This window comes from Bradyrhizobium sp. URHC0002 (genome assembly GCF_054059515.1).
Genome location: NZ_JBSSCF010000001.1, coordinates 836482 through 857081 on the forward strand (window position 1 = coordinate 836482; position 20600 = coordinate 857081).

Annotated in this window: 17 protein-coding genes; 4 read left to right on the forward strand and 13 right to left on the reverse strand. The window is 63.1% G+C overall.

Annotated elements, in window-relative coordinates:
• The first annotated feature begins 35 nt into the window (after positions 1–35).
• Entirely contained in the window at positions 36–836 is an 801-nt protein-coding gene (locus ACVWVY_RS04085) for an enoyl-CoA hydratase/isomerase family protein (RefSeq protein ID WP_456625175.1), read from the forward strand.
• A 111-nt stretch (positions 837–947) separates the two neighbouring features.
• Here the strand turns inward: ACVWVY_RS04085 and ACVWVY_RS04090 are convergent, their stop codons facing one another.
• The 6 genes from ACVWVY_RS04090 to ACVWVY_RS04115 all read right to left on the reverse strand — a co-directional run bounded on the left by ACVWVY_RS04090 (position 948) and on the right by ACVWVY_RS04115 (position 8513).
• On the reverse strand, positions 948–1712 hold the full coding sequence (locus tag ACVWVY_RS04090; RefSeq protein ID WP_456625176.1) for a hypothetical protein: 765 nt from the start codon (positions 1710–1712) through the stop codon (positions 948–950).
• Between the two features lies 1 nt (position 1713).
• Positions 1714–2508 (reverse strand): enoyl-CoA hydratase, encoded by a 795-nt coding sequence (locus tag ACVWVY_RS04095; RefSeq protein WP_456625177.1) that lies wholly within the window; start codon positions 2506–2508, stop codon positions 1714–1716.
• A 146-nt stretch (positions 2509–2654) separates the two neighbouring features.
• The gene (locus ACVWVY_RS04100) at positions 2655–3818 is read right to left on the reverse strand and encodes an ABC transporter substrate-binding protein (protein ID WP_456632094.1); all 1164 of its coding nucleotides are present in this window, start codon (positions 3816–3818) and stop codon (positions 2655–2657) included.
• A gap of 243 nt (positions 3819–4061) precedes the next feature.
• Positions 4062–7433 (reverse strand): adenylate/guanylate cyclase domain-containing protein, encoded by a 3372-nt coding sequence (locus ACVWVY_RS04105; protein ID WP_456625178.1) that lies wholly within the window; start codon positions 7431–7433, stop codon positions 4062–4064.
• 310 nt (positions 7434–7743) lie between these two features.
• Complete coding sequence (locus ACVWVY_RS04110) at positions 7744–8157, reverse strand: VOC family protein (protein ID WP_456625179.1); 414 nt, start codon at positions 8155–8157, stop codon at positions 7744–7746.
• A 134-nt stretch (positions 8158–8291) separates the two neighbouring features.
• Positions 8292–8513, reverse strand: coding sequence for a hypothetical protein (locus ACVWVY_RS04115; RefSeq protein WP_456625180.1), 222 nt, complete (start codon positions 8511–8513; stop codon positions 8292–8294).
• On the opposite strand from ACVWVY_RS04115, the gene ACVWVY_RS04120 reads away from it, so the two are divergent.
• Both ACVWVY_RS04120 and ACVWVY_RS04125 read left to right on the forward strand, forming a co-directional pair.
• A complete protein-coding gene (locus ACVWVY_RS04120) occupies positions 8502–9029 on the forward strand; it encodes a thermonuclease family protein (protein WP_456625181.1) in 528 nt (175 codons plus the stop codon). The two genes, ACVWVY_RS04115 and ACVWVY_RS04120, sit on opposite strands and share 12 nt — an antisense overlap.
• 181 nt (positions 9030–9210) lie before the next feature.
• The gene (locus ACVWVY_RS04125; RefSeq protein ID WP_456632095.1) at positions 9211–10617 is read left to right on the forward strand and encodes a M48 family metalloprotease; all 1407 of its coding nucleotides are present in this window, start codon (positions 9211–9213) and stop codon (positions 10615–10617) included.
• Positions 10618–10891: 274 nt separating this feature from the next.
• Here the strand turns inward: ACVWVY_RS04125 and ACVWVY_RS04130 are convergent, their stop codons facing one another.
• Entirely contained in the window at positions 10892–11254 is a 363-nt protein-coding gene (locus ACVWVY_RS04130) for a hypothetical protein (protein WP_456625182.1), read from the reverse strand.
• A 596-nt stretch (positions 11255–11850) separates the two neighbouring features.
• Between ACVWVY_RS04130 and ACVWVY_RS04135 the strand changes: the two genes are divergently transcribed.
• Positions 11851–12162 (forward strand): hypothetical protein, encoded by a 312-nt coding sequence (locus tag ACVWVY_RS04135; RefSeq protein ID WP_456625183.1) that lies wholly within the window; start codon positions 11851–11853, stop codon positions 12160–12162.
• Between the two features lie 267 nt (positions 12163–12429).
• Here ACVWVY_RS04135 and ACVWVY_RS04140 read toward each other — a convergent pair whose 3' ends face one another.
• From ACVWVY_RS04140 to ACVWVY_RS04165, 6 genes are all read right to left on the reverse strand, one after another.
• A complete protein-coding gene (locus ACVWVY_RS04140; protein ID WP_456625184.1) occupies positions 12430–12813 on the reverse strand; it encodes a hypothetical protein in 384 nt (127 codons plus the stop codon).
• A 573-nt stretch (positions 12814–13386) separates the two neighbouring features.
• Positions 13387–14178 carry a CarD family transcriptional regulator gene (locus ACVWVY_RS04145; protein WP_456625185.1) on the reverse strand — a complete coding sequence of 264 codons (792 nt, stop codon included), beginning with the start codon at positions 14176–14178 and terminating at the stop codon, positions 13387–13389.
• Between the two features lie 414 nt (positions 14179–14592).
• On the reverse strand, positions 14593–14931 hold the full coding sequence (gene fdxA / locus ACVWVY_RS04150) for a ferredoxin FdxA (protein ID WP_456625186.1): 339 nt from the start codon (positions 14929–14931) through the stop codon (positions 14593–14595).
• Positions 14932–15066: 135 nt separating this feature from the next.
• Complete coding sequence (locus ACVWVY_RS04155; RefSeq protein WP_456625187.1) at positions 15067–15336, reverse strand: RNA-binding S4 domain-containing protein; 270 nt, start codon at positions 15334–15336, stop codon at positions 15067–15069.
• Between the two features lie 11 nt (positions 15337–15347).
• On the reverse strand, positions 15348–18809 hold the full coding sequence (locus ACVWVY_RS04160; RefSeq protein WP_456625188.1) for a helicase-related protein: 3462 nt from the start codon (positions 18807–18809) through the stop codon (positions 15348–15350).
• Positions 18810–19411: 602 nt separating this feature from the next.
• Complete coding sequence (locus tag ACVWVY_RS04165) at positions 19412–20302, reverse strand: DUF3108 domain-containing protein (protein ID WP_456625189.1); 891 nt, start codon at positions 20300–20302, stop codon at positions 19412–19414.
• Between the last annotated feature and the right edge of the window lie 298 nt (positions 20303–20600).

A 20600-nucleotide genomic window follows, 5' to 3' on the forward strand; every position in this document is an offset into this window, starting at 1 on the left:
CGGCCTGGTCTGCGCTAATTCAAAGAGGAAACCTCATGACCAAGTACACTGATATCGGCGTCGAGAAGCACGGCCATGTCGGCCTGATCGAAATCCGCAAACCGCCCTTGAACTTCTTCGACGTCTCGTTGATCAACCAGATCGCGGACGCGCTGGAAGAGTTCGACAACGACATCGAAATCCGCGCCTCGGTGCTCGCAGCGCAAGGCAAGGCGTTCTGCGCCGGCGCCGACTTCTCCGATCCGAAGCGGCAGGAGCAGGAGGCCAGCGCGCAAAAGGATCCGGCTGCCAATTTGCCGATCAACCATCTCTACGTTCAGGCCGTGCGCATCTTCCGCAACAAGAAGCCGGTCGTCGCCGCCATCCACGGTGCCGCCATCGGGGGTGGGCTAGGACTTGCGGTCTCCGCCGACTTCCGCGTCACCTGCCCCGAGGCGCGCTTTGCCGCCAATTTCACCAAGCTCGGTTTTCATCCCGGCTTCGGCCTGACGGCGACGCTTCCTGAACTGGTCGGCAAGAACAATGCGGAATTGATCTTCTACACCAGCCGCCGCGTCACCGGCGAGGAAGCGACAAGGATGGGCCTCGCCAATCTCTGCGTGCCGCAGGATCAGGTGCGCACTGAGGCCATGAAACTCGCCGCAGAGATCGCCGAATGCTCGCCGCTCGGCCTGATCTCCACCCGTGCCACCATGCGCGCCGGCCTCGCCGACCGCGTCATGGCCGCCACCAACCACGAACTCGCCGAGCAGACCAAACTCCGCGCGACGGAGGATTTCAAGGAAGGCGTCAAGGCGACGGCGGAACGGAGGGTGGCGAATTTCAAGGGGCGGTAAGAAGCGCGACGAACGTCACTTCGTAGGGTGGGCAAAGCGCAGCGTGCCCACCATCTCGTTCGCACTCTGAGATGCATGGTGGGCACGCTTCGCTTTGCCCACCCTACGGCCTCACGCCACCAGCCGAAACGTCACCCCGCAAAGATCGAACGCATCCCCCGACATCTTGCAGCCCTTCGCCTTGGCCGCATCGCGCACGGTCGCGATATCGGCGACCTTGAACGTCAGTCCGCTCATCAGATCGCTCGTGCCATTGACGAAGCGAAAACTGGCATTGGGCAGTTTCAGTTCAGGCTCGCCGCTCGCCCCCTTGCTGACGGCAACCCCAGTGATCTTCCCCCAGTGCTCGGCCAGTCCTTGCGGGTCCGGGCTTTGCATTTCGACCCCCGTCAGCGCCAGCGTCACGTCCTTCCGGATCGCCCTCTGCCAGTCCGGCCCCGCCGGCGGATAGGGTCCCAGCACATCGTCGCTGCCTTCGGTGTGGTTGAACTCGATGAACGCCGCGCGGCAATCGCGCGGGTGCAGTTGCACGCCGTGATAGGGCGCGTGCGTGATCACGTTGGCCGTGCGCACGCCGATCCCGTTGGCATGCTTGCCGCGCGCGTCGGGATCGTCGCAGCAGAAGATCGCCATGTAGCCGCCGCGGCCGCCGGTCTTGTCGAGGAACCGCCCCGCCGCGGTACCCGGCTGGAACGGCGCCACCACTTCCAGCAGGATCGTATCCACCGGCAGCAGCGCATTCTCCAGGCCGTATTTGGCGACATTTCCGTCGCGGTAACAGACATCGAGCCCCATGATTTCTGAAATATCCGAGATCACTGGCGCGAGATGCGGCGCCACCAGGCAGATCTGCCGCAGCCTCAGATACTCAGCCATCTCAATGGCCCTGAAACGCGGGCTTGCGCTTCTCGACAAAGGCTTTTGCCGCTTCCTTGTGGTCGGCGGTGTCGCCCGAGCGCGAATGATGGATCGCTTCGGCGTCGAAGCAGGCTTCCAGCGACATCGTCTCGGCGTTGTTGATATTGCGCTTGATGTAGCCCAGCGTCACCGACGGCCCCTGCGCCAGCGACATCGCGAGATCGTGCGCCTCGGCGTCGATGTCGGCGTCCGGCACCACTTTTGTCACCATGCCGAGATTGTAAGCTTCCGTCGCGCTCAGCACCGGCGAGGTCAGATAAAGTTCGCGCGCTTTCGCAGCTCCGAGCATCTGGGTCAGGAAATAGGTGCCGCCGTAATCGCCCGATAATCCCACCTTGGCAAAAGCGGTGGTGATCTTGCAGGAGGCGCTGGCGACGCGCAGGTCGCAGGACAGCGCGATCGAAAGTCCGGCGCCGGCAGCGGCTCCATCGACCTGCGCCACCACGGGCTTCGGCATCTGGTGCAGGATGCGCGACACTTCCATGCCGCGGCGCAGATTGGCCATCTTGGCCTCGAAGCCGAGCGGCGCCCTGCCCTCGGCCATCGATTTGACGTCACCGCCGACGCAGAACGTGCCGCCGGCGCCCTTCAGGAGCACCGCGCGCACCTCGTGATCCTCCGCCGCCCGCCGCGCCGCTTCCACCAGCCCGCGCGTCATGTCCGGATTGAGCGCGTTGCGCCGGTCGGGGCGGTTCATGGTGATGGTGAGCAAGCCGGAGTCGAGCTTCTGGAGAACCATTTCGTTTGCGCTCATGTGTCGTGCTTTCATTTGTTGTTGGTTGAATGCGTCAATACGAGAAGAACCGTAGGGCGGGCAAAGGCGCGCTTGCGCCGTGCCCACCAACTTTGCCGCTGGAATGGTGGGCACGTTGCGCTTTGCCCACCCTACGAAGGCACGCTCTACTTCTTCACCAGCGGACAGCGCGAGACTTCCAGCGACTGGAACGCCTCGTTGCCAGGGATCGTCGTCAGCAGTTTGTAGTAATCCCAGCGCGCCTTGGACTCCGACGGCTTCTTCACCTCGAACAAATACATGTCATGCACCATGCGGCCGTCCTCGCGGATCTTGCCGTTCTTCGCGAACATGTCGTTTACAGGGGTTTCCTTCATGATCTTCATGACGGCGGCGGAATCGGTGGTCCCGGCAGCCTTCACGGCTTTCAGGTAGTGCGTCACGGAAGAATAGACGCCGGCCTGCGCTGAAGTAGGCACCCGCTTGATGCGCTCCATGAACCGCTTCGAGAAAGCGCGGGTGTCGTCGTTGAGGTCCCAATAGAAGGCTTCCGAAAGCAGCAGGCCCTGCGCGGTTTCCAGACCGATGCTGTCGATATCGGTGACGAAGGCGAGCAGCGGCGCGACTTTCTGGCCGCCCTTCATCAATCCGAACTCGGCCGCCTGCTTGATGGCGTTGACGGTATCGCCGCCGGCGTTTGCCAGCCCGATTACCTTGGCCTTCGAAGCCTGCGCCTGCAGCAGGAACGAGGAGAAATCCGACGTGTTGAGCGGATGACGCACGTTGCCCAGCACCTTGCCACCGGACTTCAGCACCACATTGCTGGTGTCCTTTTCGAGATCCTGGCCGAAGGCGTAGTCGGCGGTCAGGAAGTACCAGCTATCGAGGCCCTGCTTGACGGCGGCCAGGCCAGTCACATTGGCCTGGCCAAAGGTGTCGAACACATAATGGACCGTATAAGGGCCGCACGCCTCATTGCTGAGCCGGATCGAGCCGGGGCCGTTGAATATCACGATCTTGTTGCGCGCCTTCGCAATCTCGCCGGCGGCGAGCGCGGTGGCGGACGCCGCGACGTCAAAAAGCATCTCCACGCCCTGATTGTCCAGCATGTCGCGGGCGATGTTGGCGGAAAGGTCGGCCTTGTTCTGGTGATCGGCCGCGATGATCTCGACCTTGCGGCCAAGCACTTCGCCACCAAAATCCTCGACCGCCATTTTCGCGGCAGTCTCTGAACCCGGCCCGGTGATATCGGCATACAGGCTCGACATGTCGAGAATGCCGCCAAGCTTGAGCGGCGGCTTGCTCTGCGCCAATGCCGCACTCGCCGACATCGCCAGCGCAGCGGCGAAAATGCCTGTGATTGCTCTCTTCACGAAAGGCCCTCCCTCGTCTGATGCCGCATTGCCTGCGGCTTCGAATTTTGCTCGGCGCGATCATGCCGCATGGCATCCATAGCGGCAAGGCGTTGACGACACGGCCGCGTTTTCCGTTGAACGGAATGACTGGCGCGACCGCGCTGCGTAGGATGGGTATCGCTTCCGCCTTCGCTCGTTGAGCTACGGCGGACGAGTCGCTCAACCCATCCTGCGCACCGGCGCGACGGAGCCATCGCCAAAGGCCTGCGCCTGCTTGAGCAAGGCTTCCGCTTCCTCGATTTCGGGCAGATCTCGCACCGTGTCGAAATCAACAAGAACCGGTGCGAGCAGCTCGGGAATTGCCTCGGCTCGCCCATCTGCACAATAGAGGCGCGCAAGTCCAATTGCACTGCGCAGCTCAAAAGTCTTCGCCTGCTGGGTGCGGGCGATTACCAGAGCCGCGCGAAAGGCGTCTTCGGCCATGGAAACGTTCGGTGGGCCAAGGCGCAGCAAAAGCTCACCCCGGCTGCGGTGGAGTTCGGCATCGAGCCAGTGCTGGCCGGATTGTTCTGTCGAGGAGATCAACTCCCGCAAGATTTCCAGGCCAGCCTCAAACTGCCCGGCCTCCGCGTTCGCCGCGGCAACCTGCATCCCCCAAAATGGTTCGCAGAGGTAGCAGTCGTTCTCGTGCAGTAGTGTCCAGCCCCGCTGCATTTCCGTTAAGCCACCCATCCGGTCGCCGGCGCGCCACCTTGCGAGGCCGTTCAGGTAGCTGCCGGCGGCGACATACAACGGCATCGTATGCTCGCGCGCGAGACCGAGCGCCAGTATCGTCTCGGTTTCCTGCAGCTTGCCCCCGCATAGTCCATCGAAGACCGCTTTGTGAACGAGCGCATTGGCTTGAGAGAGCGCCGGCTTATCTCCGGTCGCACGCGCCGCGTCGGCGGCAAGCCGGCGCGATCGATCAATCCCGCCGAGCGGCCAAAGCACCAGAGCAAGAAACCGCATGATGACGAAAGGCAGGTCCAGCGCCGACGCCTTGAAGGTCGCCGGATCAGGCTCAGCCTCATAGATCGCAAGCGCGCGCTCGAGATGCCGTCGCGCGCTCAGGTACTCACCGCCGAACCAGCAGGTTACTCCGGTTGTCCAGTGTGCCACGACTGCAGCGACCGGCGATTCCGGTCGCTGCCTGGCAACGCCCATGATGGCCTCCGTCAACTCCCGCATCGGCGCGATCTCGCCGTGGGTCAGGCAGGCATTGAACAGGCCCGAATGGATCGGCGCCAGTTCGACCGGATCGTTGATGTCAGCAGCGAATCGTCGGGCGCGCTTCCATGCGGCCACCGTTTCGGGGGCGCTGTGGCCAAGGCTGCCGCGGAGCGCGCGGCCATAGGCGATTTGAAGCTGCAGCCGGTCCATGGTTCGGCCCGACCCGACCGGCAACGCGTCCGCAATGGCAACCGCCTTGCCGAGATGTGCGATGGCTTCAGTGTAGGCCGAGCGCCTCAATGCCTGCTGGCCGGCCTTGCGCCACCATTCCAGTGCTGTTCCGTTCAACCCCGCTTCAGTGAAATGGAATGCCAGGACTTCCGGCTCGGTCTCGGCGATGACCGGAAACTTGTCGCGCAGGACGTCGCCGATGTGCTGATGCAGCAGTTGTCGCCGGCTCTTGAGCAGGCTCTCGTACGCCGCCTCCTGAACGAGCGCGTGCTTGAAGCTGTAGGTCGCATCCGGCGGCGCCCCGTGGCGCACCAGCAGTTCGGCCTCTTCGAGTTGCACCAGCGCAGCGCTCAGCGTAAGGGCATCGCGTCCCGCCACGGATTGCAGCAGCGCGTATGAGAAGTCGCGGCCGATGGCAGCGCCGATCTGCGCCACCTCCTTGACGGGAGCCAGCCGATCAAGCCGCGCCATCAGCGAGTCCTGCAGCGTCGCGGGAATGGCGAGCGGCGGCAGCGGACTATCGAGACGATAGCGCCCGACATCTTCCACCAGCAACCCCGACTCCAGCACCATCTTGGTCAGTTCTTCCACGAACAGCGGGATGCCATCCGTCTTGTCGATGATCTGCGTCATCATTTCGCCCGGCAGCTTTCGGCCGACAGTCACCTGCTCGATCAGGGCGCGCGTGTCCTGACGGTCAAGCCGATCGAGCCGCAGCAGGCTGACATTGGCGAGACCCACCCAGGGCGGCTCGAACTCGGGCCGGAAGGTCATGAGCACGAGTATCGGCAATCCTCTGATCCGGTCGACCGTAAGATCGAACAGCTCAAGCGTCGTGGCATCGGCCCAATGCATGTCCTCGCAGACAATCAACACAGGTTGCTGCCGTGCCAAACCCTCAAGCTGGTCGAGAAGGGCAGCAAATGTCTGTCGCCGCTGCTGCACTGGACTGAGGCCGAGCGTCGGATAGCGCTCGCCAGTGGGAATCGAAAGCAGCGCGGCAATGAGCGGCGTCGCGTTGGCCACTTGGTCCGTTCCAAGCGCAAGCATTGCCTCAAGCTTGTCGAGCTTTTGCTCGGATGTATCTTGTGACCCGATGCCGGCAGCGCGCTCGAGCTGGGCGACAAAGGGATGAAGCGCACTGTTGGTGTGGTAGGGCGAGCACTGATACCGTATCCGGCGGTGCGTCCCCAGCGCGAGGCTCTCGGAGAGCGTTGCCACGATGCGCGATTTGCCGATCCCGGCCTCACCGGAAATCAGCACCATTTGGCCCTGGCCCTGCCACGCCAGTTGCTGGCGCAACAGCGCGAATTCGATCTCTGCCTTGCGGCCGACAAAGCCCATCGAGCGGGCGGTGCGCACCGCCTCGAAGCGGTTCTCCGATGCAGCTCCACCTTCGACCGCCCAGACCGCGATGGGATCGGCGATGCCCTTGACCTCGCGAAGGCCGAGGTTGCGAAAAGTGAATAGATCGCCAAGCAGCTCGCGCGTCGAAGCAGCAACGACGACCGCCCCCGGCTCCGCCAGGCTCTGGAGCCGGGCCGCGATGTTCGGTGCGTCGCCGACCATTGCCTGATGCTCTGACGCGCCTCCGCTGATGAGCTCGCCAACCACCACCAGCCCGGTTGCGATCGCGATCCGCACCTCGACCCGTTCCGCGCGCGTTTCGAGCGGTCCTACTGCGGCGATGATGTCGAGCCCCGCTCGCACCGCGCGCTCCGCGTCATCCTCGTGTGCGCGGGGATAGCCGAAATAAGCGAGTATCCCGTCGCCCACAAACCTCGCGAGACTGCCGTCGTAAGTGGCAATCACTTTCGCGCAGGCGGCCCGATAGGCGCGGATCACCTCCCACATGTCCTCGGGATCAAGGCGAGCCGAGAGCGCAGTCGAGCCTACCAGATCGCAGAACATGACGGTGAGGTGGCGTCGCTCGGCATCATGCTGAAGCGCCGGCTCGGCGAGCAGTTCGCCTTGATTGAGTTCGGCGATCGCACGCAGCATTTTGCGGCGATGGCCGAGCAGGACACCGAGCCTGTCAAAGTCCTGGTCCGTCAGTTCGGGAAGGACACCAAGATCAATCCCGTTCTCGGCAAAACGCAGCGCGTATTGTCCAAGCCCAAGCTTCCCGAGCCAATCTGGAATCTGCTGCATCGTCTCCACCGGATGTGTGGTTGACAGCAGGCCGAATGTTGAGCCACGGCAACAACCTATCCCAATATCCCCGGGATGGCATGCCTGGATGCAGCAATTAGCTTTCTATTTCATGCGAAAGCGGTGTTCGGCTACAGTGCTCGCTACCAAGCAGCGCATGACGGGATGACAACAACTGGATTTTGATGCACGCGCGGTTTGCATCAGGCAGCGTTGCACAACCAGCGCGCAGGATGAGTGGAGCGCAGCGATACCCATCAATTACTTTGCAGAGACATCATGGGCATCGCTTCGCTCCGTGGCGCGTGACCTAAGCCAACAGCCCCTTCCCCGGCACATGGTTGAGCTCCAGCCGGATGCCATCGGGATCTTCGAACAGGATCGAATAATATCCCGGCGCCCACTGATCCTCGCGCGGCGCGCGGATCACCTTGGCGCCGAGCGTCTGGAGAAAACCGTGCAGTTCGTCGACGTCGGCGCGCTCGCGGGCGCGGAAGCAGAGATGATGCAAGCCGACACGCTTCTGCTCGAATGTCGCGCCTTCATGCTCGGCGGACGGCGCGCTGATGCCGACTGCGGTGCGGCCGCCGACGCAGTAGTAGGCCGTCTCGGTGTCGATCACCGGCGTCAGTCCGAGAAACGGCAACAGCTTGCGATAAAAATCGCGTGACCGTTCGTAATTCGATGCGGTGAGAAAAATATGCGCGATGCCGTTGACTTCCATTGTCTTCCCCTGCGTGGCAATCTCAGGTAGCAATGCCGTTGATGGTCGAGCATACAGGAACAAGCGGGGTAGAGAGCAGCGCTATGACCCGTCCGGCATTGCGTGGCAGCGCTTCGCTCCCGGCATGCGCCGTGTCATTTCTCGTGCTGGCATCCGTCGGACCGGCCGACGCCGCCGATTGCGCGCTCGAGCCGCAGGGCGAAGGCCGTGTCGCCGCCGTGATCGATGGGCGCAGCTTTCGTCTCGATGACGGCCGCGAAGTCCGCCTCGTTGGGATCGAGCAGGCTGGAACCGACAAGGTGCGGAACCGCGCCGCATTGTCCGCCATCGCCGGCGGCCGCGACGTGACGCTGCACGGCGACGACGACACGCCGGACCGCTACGGCCGCCAAGGCGTCTTTGTGTTCGTGGCCGGCTCGGAACACTCGGTGCAAAGCGAACTGCTGCGCCGCGGCGAGGCGCTGGTATCAGCCGATATATCCGAAAAAAATTGCGCTACAGCGCTGGCCGCCGCCGAGGGCGCGGCGCGCGATGCCAAATTGGGCATTTGGGCTGAAGCCACGGCCATAAAAAACACGGAAAGTCCGGGCGATATTCTGTCCGCGATTGGGCAGTTTACGGTAATCGAGGGCAAAGTTCTGTCGGTCCGGCAGGCGGGGGCAATCACGTACCTGAATTTCGGGCGGAACTGGACACGGGACTTTGCTGCGACTATTTCAAGGCGCATCATACCGGCGTTCGAGAGCGCCGGCCTTGGACCTAAGTCGCTCGAAAATCGAAGGATTCGTGTCCGCGGCGTTGTCTCGTCGCGGGGTGGACCACGGATCGAACTGTTCCGGGTGGGGCAAATTGAGGTGCTGGGCGGGAAATAGCGCTTGATTCGAAGACTGGGCACCGGTTTTCATTTGGATTGGACGCGAAAAAGGGATGAGATCGACGATCCTGATCGGATCGTGGGTCTCAGTGGCTGATTTGACGCATCGTGCAGAACGGCGCGAAATAAACACGGGCTGCCGCCATCTGGCTGCGCCGGCGCTGCTGTGCGTCGCGCTGATGGTTTCGGCCTGTGGAAATTTGGGAAAACTCGAGACCGCAGCACCGGTCGTCCCGACGCCGAAGCCGAGCCGCACCGTCGCGCAGACGCCGGCCAGCGAGCGCGAGCATGAGCGCATTCTCGCCTCTTATGGCGGCGCCTATGACGATCCGAAACTCGCGACCCTGATCGGCAAGACGGTCGACCGGCTGGTGGCGGCTTCCGACCGTCCCGAGCAGGCCTACCGGGTGACCATCCTCAATTCGGGCGCCGTCAACGCCTTCGCGCTGCCGACCGGCCAGCTCTATGTAACGCGCGGCCTGGTGGCGCTCGCCAGCGACACCTCCGAATTGTCGTCGGTGCTGAGCCACGAGATGGCGCATGTCATCGCAAAGCACGCCTCGATCCGGGAAGACCAGGCGCGGCAGGCTGCGGTCGTGACCCGTGTCGTCACCGACATGAGCAACGACCCCGATCTGACGGCGCTGGCGCTGGCGAAAACCAAACTGACGATGGCGAGCTTCTCGCGCGCACAGGAATTCGAAGCCGACGGCATCGGCGTCGGCATTGCGGCCCGTGCCCATTTCGACCCCTATGGCGCGGCGCGCTTCCTCGCCGCGATGGAGCGCAATGCGGCCATGAAGGCCGGCAAGACCTCGCTCGATCCCCGCGCGCAGGATTTCCTGTCTTCGCACCCGGCGACGCCCGAACGCGTGCAGAATGCGCAGGCCAGCGCCCGGCAATACACCTCGCCGCAGAGCGCCGAGCGCGACCGCGAGACCTATCTCGCCGCGATCGACAACATCGTCTATGGCGAAGATCCCAGCGAAGGCTTCGTGCGCGGCCGGCGCTTCCTGCATCCAAAACTCGGCTTCACCTTCCAGGCCCCCGATACGTTCACGCTGGACAACACCGCGCAGGCCGTGATCGGCGTGCGTGAGGGCGGCACGCAGGCGATGCGCTTCGACGTGGTGCGCGTGCCGGCCGAACAGTCGCTTGCCGATTATCTCAATTCCGGCTGGATGGAAGGCGTCGACAAGGGCTCGACCGAAGACCTCATGATCAACGGCTTCCCGGTAGCTTCGGCGTCCGCGAACGGCGATCAATGGCAGTTCAAGGTCTTTGCGCTGCGCTACGGCAGCGACGTCTACCGCTTCATCTTCGCCGCCAAGCAGCGCAACACCGAGAGCGAGCGCAATGCGCGCGAGACCGTCAACTCGTTCCGCCGCCTGACGCTGGAAGAAATCCAGGCCGCACGTCCCTTGCGCATCAAAGTCATCACCGCGCAGCCCGGCGATACCGTGGACTCGCTCGCCCACCGCATGGCTGGCATCGACCGCCCCGCCGAGCGCTTCCGTATCCTCAACGGCCTCGACCAGCACGCGCAGGTCAAGCCAAGGGATCGCGTGAAGATCGTGGTGGATTGAGGCGGCGGGCTAAATCGAAATCAGTAAATGAAGCCGCTCTTCTTCCCCGCTCCCCTTGTGGCAGAGGTTGGATCGAATGAGTGAAAGCTTATGCGAGACGGGTGAGGGGTCTGTCTCCGCCGAGGCACCCCCCTCATCCATCTTCGCTATCGCGAAGGCACCTTCTCCCACCCAGCTCGGGTTCACCCGAGTTGGGCATCAAATTGATCGAAGACGGATACATCCGGCTTCGATGGGAGAAGGGAAGCGAACATCAAGCTCGCTCCGACTTCAACTACTCGCTACTCACACGTGCACGCCACCGCGACTCGAAACTATCGTCGTCGAGCATCCGCGCCTGTGCATTCATGGGGCCGCTACGTTTCTCCGTGGCGACGTTGACGGGTGGCGCGGCGGCCTTGGCTTGCGCGGGCGCCGCTGCAGGCCACTTCAGCAATGATTTCGAGATCATCGTCTTGCCGGCGTACCAGCATTTTCGTCCGTCGATCAGGCGCCAGGACCAATGCCCTTGCGCCTTTGCCGCCGAAGCACTGCATACCCTGATCGGCGCTTTGGCCTGCGCGGCCAGCATGCCAATCGGTACGAGCGCAGCAATGCAAACAGCAAAGAAAAAGACAGGCCGAACCTGCATCTTCATCGGTCACTTCCCCTGCGGTTGGTTGAGCGCGGGAAGCAACATCGCTTTTTATTCTGGTCATAAGAGGTCGAAAATCTGGCTGGCCTCCACGTCGAGGCCCTCAAAACGCCATCTGGGATGGTCTCCGACGGCCCCATCGAAGGGCGCGGACAAGGCCCGCCGGCCACACGCATCCGCCAGCTTACTTTCCTGAGGCTTCGTGAGCGAGTCTAGTCGGTGATCGCCCGCGCGCGCCACCGCGCCTCGAAACTGTCGGCATTGCCTTGAGATGGATCGGCACTCCGACCGTGTTCGCGTCGGTTTGTAGTGCACGCTTTCTCTGCCGCATCCGCTTAGTCTGGCCTCTATCCAGAAGGTTCATGCGCTATCGAAACATTTCTGGCTCCACAGCGGGCGCGCGCAGACATAGGATTGGCTCATCCGCGCGCGCAGCGAAGTTCGTCAATTCATAACTGCATTTGTTTTTAAGCCCGGAAGCCGGCTGAGATTATAGCGGCGCGCATTTCAATTCTGGATTCGAGGCCAGGCCGCCGGAGACTGGAAGTTGGCGTTGGACGGATCATTCGTTTTTCACCACGTCAAAGGAGGAGGAGCACATGCCTGCAGTTGTGGTCCAATACGATTCCAAACCAAAGCCTGGAAGCAACCTTGAGACAATCATGCAGCTTTCCAAGGAGGCCGCGGCCCTTTGGAGAAAGCATGGAGGCGAGGTTAGTTACTGGTCTGTCGTGAGTGGAGAGGTCGGCAACCTCGTATTTGTGGCCCGGTTCGATAGCTTTGAAGCTTATGGGCGTACTATGGCGGCTATCGCGGCCGATCCGATCAGCATGGAATGGCAAGCCAAACGACTTAAGGCGGGTCAGGCGGAATGGGTCCGCGCCAATACCGCGCTTGAAATAGAGATCTGATCGAAAGCAATCCATGGGAGACCAGCCTCGTCGTATGATCGAGGCGGCGAGGCGGGCTTTCTTCGTGGTAGCAGTGCGCTAGCTGGACCGGTGTGGGAGTAGCGCATAGCGGACCTTCTGGCGAGCCTCCTGGCAGGTTCACAGCAAGGCAAGACGTGTTGCCTCCCCTGTACCTGCAACCGTGGATTTTCCCGCACCGGATTTCCTCAACAAGTGCGGTCGCGCCTTGGCCCGAAGGATCCCAAATCCAACGGGCCTAACTTGGCACTAGTCGGTGATCGCCCGCGCGCGCCACCGCGCCTCGAAACTGTTGGCGTATTCAAGCAGCCGCGCTTGCGCGTCGAGCGGATCGCTGCGCTTTTCCGTGGCGACCGGAACGACTGTCACCGGGACGACGGTTACCCGCACGGGCTTCGGATCGGCCTTCGCTTGCACCGACGCCTTCGCGGGCCACTGCAACAGTGATTTCGAGATCTGGGTCTTGCCGGCGTACCAGCATTTTCGTCCATCGATCAGGCGCCAGGACCAATAGCCTTGCGCACTCGATGGCCGAGCAACACTGCATTCCATGGCCTTCGCATTTGCCTCGCCAGTCGGCATGAGGGCAGCGATACAAGCGGCGAAAAAAACCAGCAGAATTTGCGTCTTCATTGAACACCCCTGCGGTTCAATTAGATGTGGACAGAAGCCTCGTCCTCAAATTTGGTCACAAATGGCCGAAAATTTGGCCACATTCCGGGCGGACGGCGACCTGACGGGTTGAGGTAAGGCGGCAACAATCTATCATTGCGTGTGCAGGCGAGCTGTTTCGCCGCCCGACCGCGTCAAGCCACACCGAGATCAGGAACAGATCCAGATGATCGTGATGGCAATCGGCAAGCCCAAACCGAATGCGCTGAGCGTAGCCAGGGCGAACTCGGAGAGCAGATTTGCCTGGGGTCGTGCATCAGGTAACGACATGGCGTTACTCCTTGGAGCCCCCGCAAGCCCCCGGATGAACGATGAAGACCGCCTTTTGGCGACTCTTTGTAAGGCCGGATGCTGAGCGGATATGGTTAACAGGCGGTTAACCGTGGGCGCTCCTGTCGCCGCAATGCGTTCGACCGTGTTGTCTGGTGCAGGGAGAAGGGAGGCGGCGCCGGAACAGGAAACTGGCGCAGCCCAAACAAAAAGCCCGGTCTCTCGACCGGGCTTTTCGTTTCAATCCCTGGAATTGGGATCCTTTCAGGCGGCTTCGTCGGCCACGGCAGCGTCGTCGCCATCGGCTTCGACATCGGCCTCGTCGGCTTCGCCGTCAGCTCCGGTCGCCTCGGTCTTGGCGCCGCGGCGCGGGCTCTTGGCGAGCTGGCTCTCGATTTCCTTGACCGCTTCGGTCTCCGTCGAATGCTGGACGACTGCGATTTCACGCGACAGGCGATCGAGCGCCGCTTCATAGAGCTGGCGTTCGCTGTAGGACTGCTCGGGCTGCGATTCCGAACGGTAGAGGTCGCGGACCACTTCGGCGATCGCGACGATGTCGCCCGAATTGATCTTGGCTTCGTATTCCTGCGCCCGGCGCGACCACATGGTGCGCTTGACGCGCGCGCGGCCCTTGAGCGTCTCCAGCGCTTTCTTGACCAGCGCCGGCTCGGACAGCTTGCGCATGCCGACATTGGCGACCTTGGCGGTCGGCACGCGGAGCGTCATCTTGTCCTTCATGAAATTGATCACGAACAGCTCGAGCTTGGCGCCCGCGATCTCCTGCTCCTCGATGGCCAGGATCTGGCCGACGCCGTGGGCGGGATAGACCACGAATTCGTTCGCCTTGAAGCCCTGACGCTGGGTCACGACCTTCTTCGGCTCTTCGACGCGCGGCGCCGCGGCGACCGGCTTGGCGGGAGCCTTCGGCGCAACAACAGCAGCCTTCGGGGGCGCAGCCTTCACAGGGGTCTTCACGGGAGCCTTGGCAGCAACTTTCGACGCAGGGGACTTCGAACCCGTCGCTTTCGCGGCAGTCTTGGCAGTCTTTTCTGGCATTGCGCTTCTTTTGTTCTTTGAGGACTTTGTGGCCGCAACCTTCCTGGCGACCTTTACGGTCGCCTTGGCACGGCCTTTGGTTGCGCTGCGGCTGGCCGGAGCGGCTTTTTTCGTCGTCTTGGAAGCACTCTTTTTACGCGTTTTCTGTGACACAGCCTGCGCGCGGAACTGCCACGCCCCTGTTCGATGTTTTACGGGAACCCACCGGGGCCACAAGCTACGCATGGCCAGGATCGGCTTGTAATGTGCCCAATATAGCACATTTTCCGCAAAAATCAATGATTTACGCCGGGTTCCGGGCCTTTACGGGGCCGTATCCGCCATAAGTCCGTTAACAGGGTTAAATCCCCCAAGCTGGTTCGGTTCAGTTTGGGGCCGAAAACAGGCTCAACGAGCCCTTAACTTATCCACAGCCTAATCGCCGCTGCCGGGTTCCTTGGAAAAATATTTCTCGAACTTGCCTTCCACACCCTCGAATTCTTTCGCGTCCGCCGGCATGTCCTTCTTCTGGGTGATGTTGGGCCAGCTCTTGGCGTACTCGGTGTTGACCTCGAGCCACTTCTCCAGGCCGGGCTCGGTATCCGGCTTGATGGCGTCGGCGGGACATTCAGGTTCGCAGACGCCGCAGTCGATGCATTCGTCGGGATGGATGACCAGCATGTTCTCGCCCTCGTAGAAGCAGTCGACGGGGCAGACCTCTACGCAGTCGGTATATTTGCATTTGATGCAGGCTTCAGTGACGACGTAAGTCATCCAGGGCTCCGAACAAGGCTCCGAAACGGATCAGTTTTCCGGGGTTTGCGTAGCGCATGCGGTGCGCTGCCGCAAGGGAAGCGGCGTGCTTCAAACCGCCGTTTTCAGGCCTCGCCGCCTGCTCTGTGCACTTAATCACTCTTTGCGATTCTGCAAATCATCGTAGAGCACGCGCGCCGCCGCAGCATCGCCGCGCCGTTCGCAAAATCCGGTCACCTTGAGAACGCGCACGGTGCGATCGAGCGCGATCGTCAGGACGTCGCCGACCTTCACCGCGTGTCCCGGCGCCTTTTCGCGCACGCCATTGATACGGACGTGGCCGGCCTCGACGAGCGCGGCAGCGGATGTGCGGGCCTTCACCACCCGCGCGTGCCACAGCCACTTGTCGAGACGCTGCCGCTCCAACGACCTGCTCGTTATTCCTTGCGATTGGCGGCGAGCTGTTCTTTCAGCGCCGCCAGTTTTGCAAATGGCGAATTGGGATCGACCGGACGGTCGCGCTCGCGCGGCGCCGCGCTGGTCGCCCACTGACGGTGCGAGGGGCCACTGTCGCGCTTGTCGCGGCCGCCCTTGTCGCGGCCGCCGAAATCGCGGCCGCCGCGCTCGCCCTTGTCGCGACCACCACCACCCTTGTTGCGGTCGCCCTTGTTGCGATCGAACTTGTCGCGGCGGTTGTCGTTATCGCGGCCCTTGCCTTCAAAACGCTCGCGGGGCGGACGGCCCTGACGCGCTTCAGCCGCCGGTGCGCCCTCAGCAGCAGCCGCCGGAGTAGCCACAGCATCCGCCGGTGCGCCCTCGCGGCCTTTGCGGAAGTCATTACGGCGGCCACGGCGATGGCGCTGCTCGCGTGGCGCGCCGTCGGCACCTTCGCCGCCAGTTGCGGCTGCCGCGCCTTCGGCCGGGCGGGCGTGATGGCGCTGGCGGTTGCGGTCGTGATGCGGACGGCGTTCTTCGGAACGACCGCCGGGCCGCCAGACCTCGACGAGTACAGGCTCGGCCGGCGTCTCGGATTTCGCTTCGGGCGCTGCTTCAGCGGATTTGGCCTCAGCGGCTTCCGCCGGCGCTTCGGATTCAACAGGCGCTGCGCTCGCAGTTGCGGGCTCAGCCGCAGCTTCCGTGGCGCTCGTCGCTTCCGACACCTGCTGTTCCGGGGGCGTGTCCAGAATCGCGGCTTCCGCCGGCATGGTCTCGACGACCGCGGCCTCGACCACAGCTGCAGGCTCTTCGCTTGCGACGGGTATCGGCGTGACGCTGGGCAGCAGCGATGCTGATGGCGCGGGATCGCCCGACATCGGCAGGTCGGTGGCGACTTCTTCCACCGGCGTCTCGGACGTTGCTTCGGCGCTGGCTTCCACCGGCGGCGTCTCAGTGGACGGCGTCTCCACAACGACCTCAGGCGCGGGCTTCGGCGGCAGCGGCGCGCGCTTGTCCATGCGGTAGCCGAGCGCGCGCAGGATCGATGCGAAGTCTTCGCCGGCGGATCCAGTGAGCGAGGTCATCGCCTGCGTCACCACAAACCCGCGGCCGTCGAATGCGCCGGTCGGCTTTTCGCCGGGCGAAGACTCGCGCCACGCCAGCGCTGGACGAATGAGATCCGCGAGCCGCTCCAGAATATCGACGCGCACCGCGCGTTCGCCGCACTGGCGGTAACCGAGCAGGCGATAGGCGTCGCGGGGCAATGCCTTGTCGACCGGAAACGATGTGCGGCCCGAGCTCGCCAGATGCTGCGCGCCCGACAGCGCGGACATGTCGACATTGTCCTGCTTCTCGGCCCACAGCAGCGAAGCCAGCGCGCGCGCGGCGGGCTTCAGCAGCCCGGGGAAATAGATGTGATAGGCGCCGAACCGCACACCGTATTTGCGCAGCGTCGCGCGCGAGGCCTGGTCGAGATCCTTCATCTCGGCGGAAATCTTTGCGCGCTCCAGCACGCCGAGCGCTTCCACCAGCTGGAACGCGATGCCGCGCCCGATGCCGGTGATGTCCTCGGCCTTGGAGAGCCCGAACAGCGGCCCCAGCAGCTTCTCGATATGCGTCTTCAGCCATAGATCGAGCCGCGCCTGCACGGCCTCGCGCGGCGCGCCGGAGAGGCGATCGTCGGCAATGATGCGCAATCGCGGATGCAGCGCATCGTCGGCCGCGACGAGCTTTGCCACGGCGTCGCCGGTCCAGCGAATGGTGCCGTCTGACGTCAGCACGAACTGGTCGTCGGGCGCTGCGGCAAGCTTGGTGGCGCGCGCGTCGATCTCGCTGGCGAGCACCTGCTGCGCTGCCGCCTGCAACGCTTTCGCATCCGAGCCGGCTTCCGCCGCATCGGGTGCAAAGGTAAACCCATCGAGCCGGCCGATCGCGTGGCCTTCCACAATCACTTCGCCGGTCTTGCCAATTTCCGTATTCAAAACTGAGTTCTCCCGCAGGCGGCGCATCAATACACTGGTCCGCCGGTCAACGAAACGCTCCGTTAGGCGTTCATGCAGCGCATCGGATAATTTATTTTCGACCTCCCGGGCGATCCCCTGCCAGTGATCGGGGTCATACAGCCAGTCCGGGCGGTTGGCGACGAAGGTCCAGGTGCGGATTTGCGCGATCCGGCCCGACAGCGTGTCGATATCGCCGGTCACGCGGTCGGCCTGGTCGACCTGGGCGGCGAACCATGCGTCCGGTATGCGGCCCTTCTTCATCAGGAATGCATAAAGCGTGGTCACGAGCTCGGCGTGGGCCGCGGGCGCGAGACGCCGGTAGTCCGGGATCTGGCAGGCGTCCCACAGCCGTTCCACCGCTGCCGCGCCGTGGGCCATGTCCCTCACCTCGCCGTCGCGGGCGGCGTGATCGAGCACGCGCTGATCCTCGGCAATCGGCGCGCGGGTCAAGGCCTCATGCCCCGGCGACAGCGCCAGCGACACCTGCAGCGCGCCGAGCGAGGAAAAATCCAGCTTCGAATTGCGCCACTGCAGCATTTTGACGCTGTCAAAGGTGTGGTTCTGCAGCGCGTTCACCAGTTCCGGCTCGAACGGCGCACAGCGCCCGGTGGTGCCGAAAGTACCGTTGCGCGTGGCGCGCCCCGCGCGGCCCGCGATCTGCGCGAACTCGGACGGATTGAGCCTGCGGAACTGATAGCCGTCGTATTTGCGATCCGATGCAAAGGCCACGTGATCGACGTCGAGGTTGAGCCCCATGCCGACGGCATCGGTGGCGACGAGATAATCGACGTCGCCGTTCTGGAACATGGCGACCTGCGCATTGCGTGTGCGCGGGCTGAGCGAGCCCAATACAACAGCAGCGCCGCCGTGCTGGCGGCGGATCAGTTCGGCGATGGCGTAGACTTCATCGGCCGAGAACGCGACGATCGCGGTGCGGCGCGGCTGGCGCGTGATCTTGCGGTCGCCGGCGAATTCGAGCTGCGACAGCCGAGGCCGTGTGATGATGGACGCGCCGGGCAAGAGCCGCTCGATGATGGGACGCATGGTCGCAGCCCCCAGCAGCAGCGTCTCGTCGCGGCCGCGGCGATGCAGGATGCGGTCGGTGAACACATGCCCGCGCTCGAGATCGGCCGCGATCTGGATTTCGTCGACGGCCAGGAAACTCACGTCGAGATCCCGCGGCATCGCCTCGACGGTCGAGACCCAGTAGCGCGGGTTCTTCGGCTTGATCTTCTCTTCACCCGTGACGAGCGCGACGCTGTCTGCGCCCGCGCGATCCGCGATCTTGTTGTAGACCTCGCGCGCGAGCAGCCGCAGCGGCAGGCCGATCACGCCCGACGAATGCCCCAGCATCCGCTCGATGGCGAGATGGGTCTTGCCGGTGTTGGTCGGCCCGAGCACGGCGGTGACGCCGGCGCCGGGCGCGCGATCGTTCGCGAACGTGGAGGGTGAGAAAGCCATGTGTTGCAGGTGTTTCTTTTTTAAATGCCGTCGCTCGAATCGCAGGTGCCAGACCTCATCCTGAGGAGCCGCGTTAGCGGCGTCTCGAAGGATGAATGGCACCAGTGGAGCTTCATGGTTCGAGACGGCGCTATCGCGCCTCCTCACCATGAGGGTACCTTCTTTGCGAGGAGCGAAGCCTTTCTGGTCGCACGGCGTCAAATCGGCCGAATCTGTTTCACTTTGCGACGGCGATGCGGTCGCGGCTTAAGGTCTGGAACGAGTCTGGAACGAAACGCGCCCGAATCGCTGACTCCTGCCAAACCCGATACGTTCACCGCAACATCTCGCGCTGAAGCGCTCCGAACAACACTAGATCAAGTTTGCGAGTGCTCCACAAGCGGCGGTCTTGGGGTGAAATCCTTAAAGGCCGGAGTCGAATCAGAAGTGGGTAAGAGTCAAGGCGGATTCCGCTATCTCGTCGTCCCTGCGAACGCAGGGACCCATAACCGCAGGCGCTCATTGGTTGGCGCATGTGGCAACTCCGAGTCCCTCAATCTGCAGGGCCGCGGCGTATGGGTCCCTGCGTTCGCAGGGACGACAGCGGAGCGCCGCCCGAAACTTCAATTCGTCTTCGCCACCCTTGGCGGCATCGCAGTCGTCACGAACGACGTCGCCTCCAGCATCGCCAGCCCGAATGGCGTCGGTATCGTCATGCGGAATGGAACCAAAACGCGGGTTCCCGCGATCGGCACGAAGGCGATCTCGATCCGGCGTTCGGTGGCGAGATATTTGATCACGGGGCGATCGGGGATGTAGCCCGCAACCGGCGTGAAGTAGACGGCGCAGACCAGCGCCGGCCCGTGATAGCCGCGCTCGGCCTTCACCGTTTCCATGCGCTTGTAATCGAGCTTGAGGTCGTAGCGCATCCGTCCGTCAAAAATCCCCGCACCGGTACGGCAGGATTCGGGCGACAGCACCTCGCCATTGCCGGCCACGCGCAGCATCGAGCCCGTCATGGGATCCAGCACGCCCTTGCGGTGCGCATCGGTTACGACGACCCGGTCCGGATCGACCGGCGGAGCCGGATCGATCGAAAACTCCTTCACATTGCCGTTGGCCAGCAGGAGCCGGATGGTTTCGGACTTCTTCTGCGTGGTTGTCGTGGCGGTATAGGCATTCGCGACCAGCGCGCCGCCCACGACGCGGCCCTGGCTGGCGCCGGAACCCGTGCCGCCGGAAAACGCTTTCAACAGCCCGGCGGTGCCGCCCTGGGCTGCGGCCGAAAACGTGTCGTCGCCGATTTCGATGGTCCAGGCGCCCTTGCCGACCGGGATGCCCGCCAGTGTCGCCTCATATTGCGCATCCAGCCGACCCTGCGCGGACGCCGCCTGCGGCGCCAGTGCAGCGAACGCGATGGCGCACAGGCTGAAACCGAGCCTTGCGAGCGGCGAAACGGCGCGTTTGGCAGTCACGAATGGCTTATCCCGGGATCGGCGCGATTGGATGTTCATTTAGGCAGAAATATCCGGCAAACAACGCGCAGCATCAGCGAAAACCACGCAATCATCAGACCTCGCATCGCCTTTCGCCGCTTTGCGGAAGGCCAAGGCCTTAGCCCCTTAACGAAAGCCAAGGTGTCGGCGGGGATTACGCCCTTTATATGATCCCTTAAGTAGCTGGAAACCGGCCCAATTCCGCGGTTCGGACGTCAGCGTTTGGCAAGCACCGCCTGCCCTGGCCTCAGATCCCCGGCGGATTCCGGCTCGGGTGAAGAAAACGCGTCAAAACAAGGGGCTTGGGCAGGCCGGA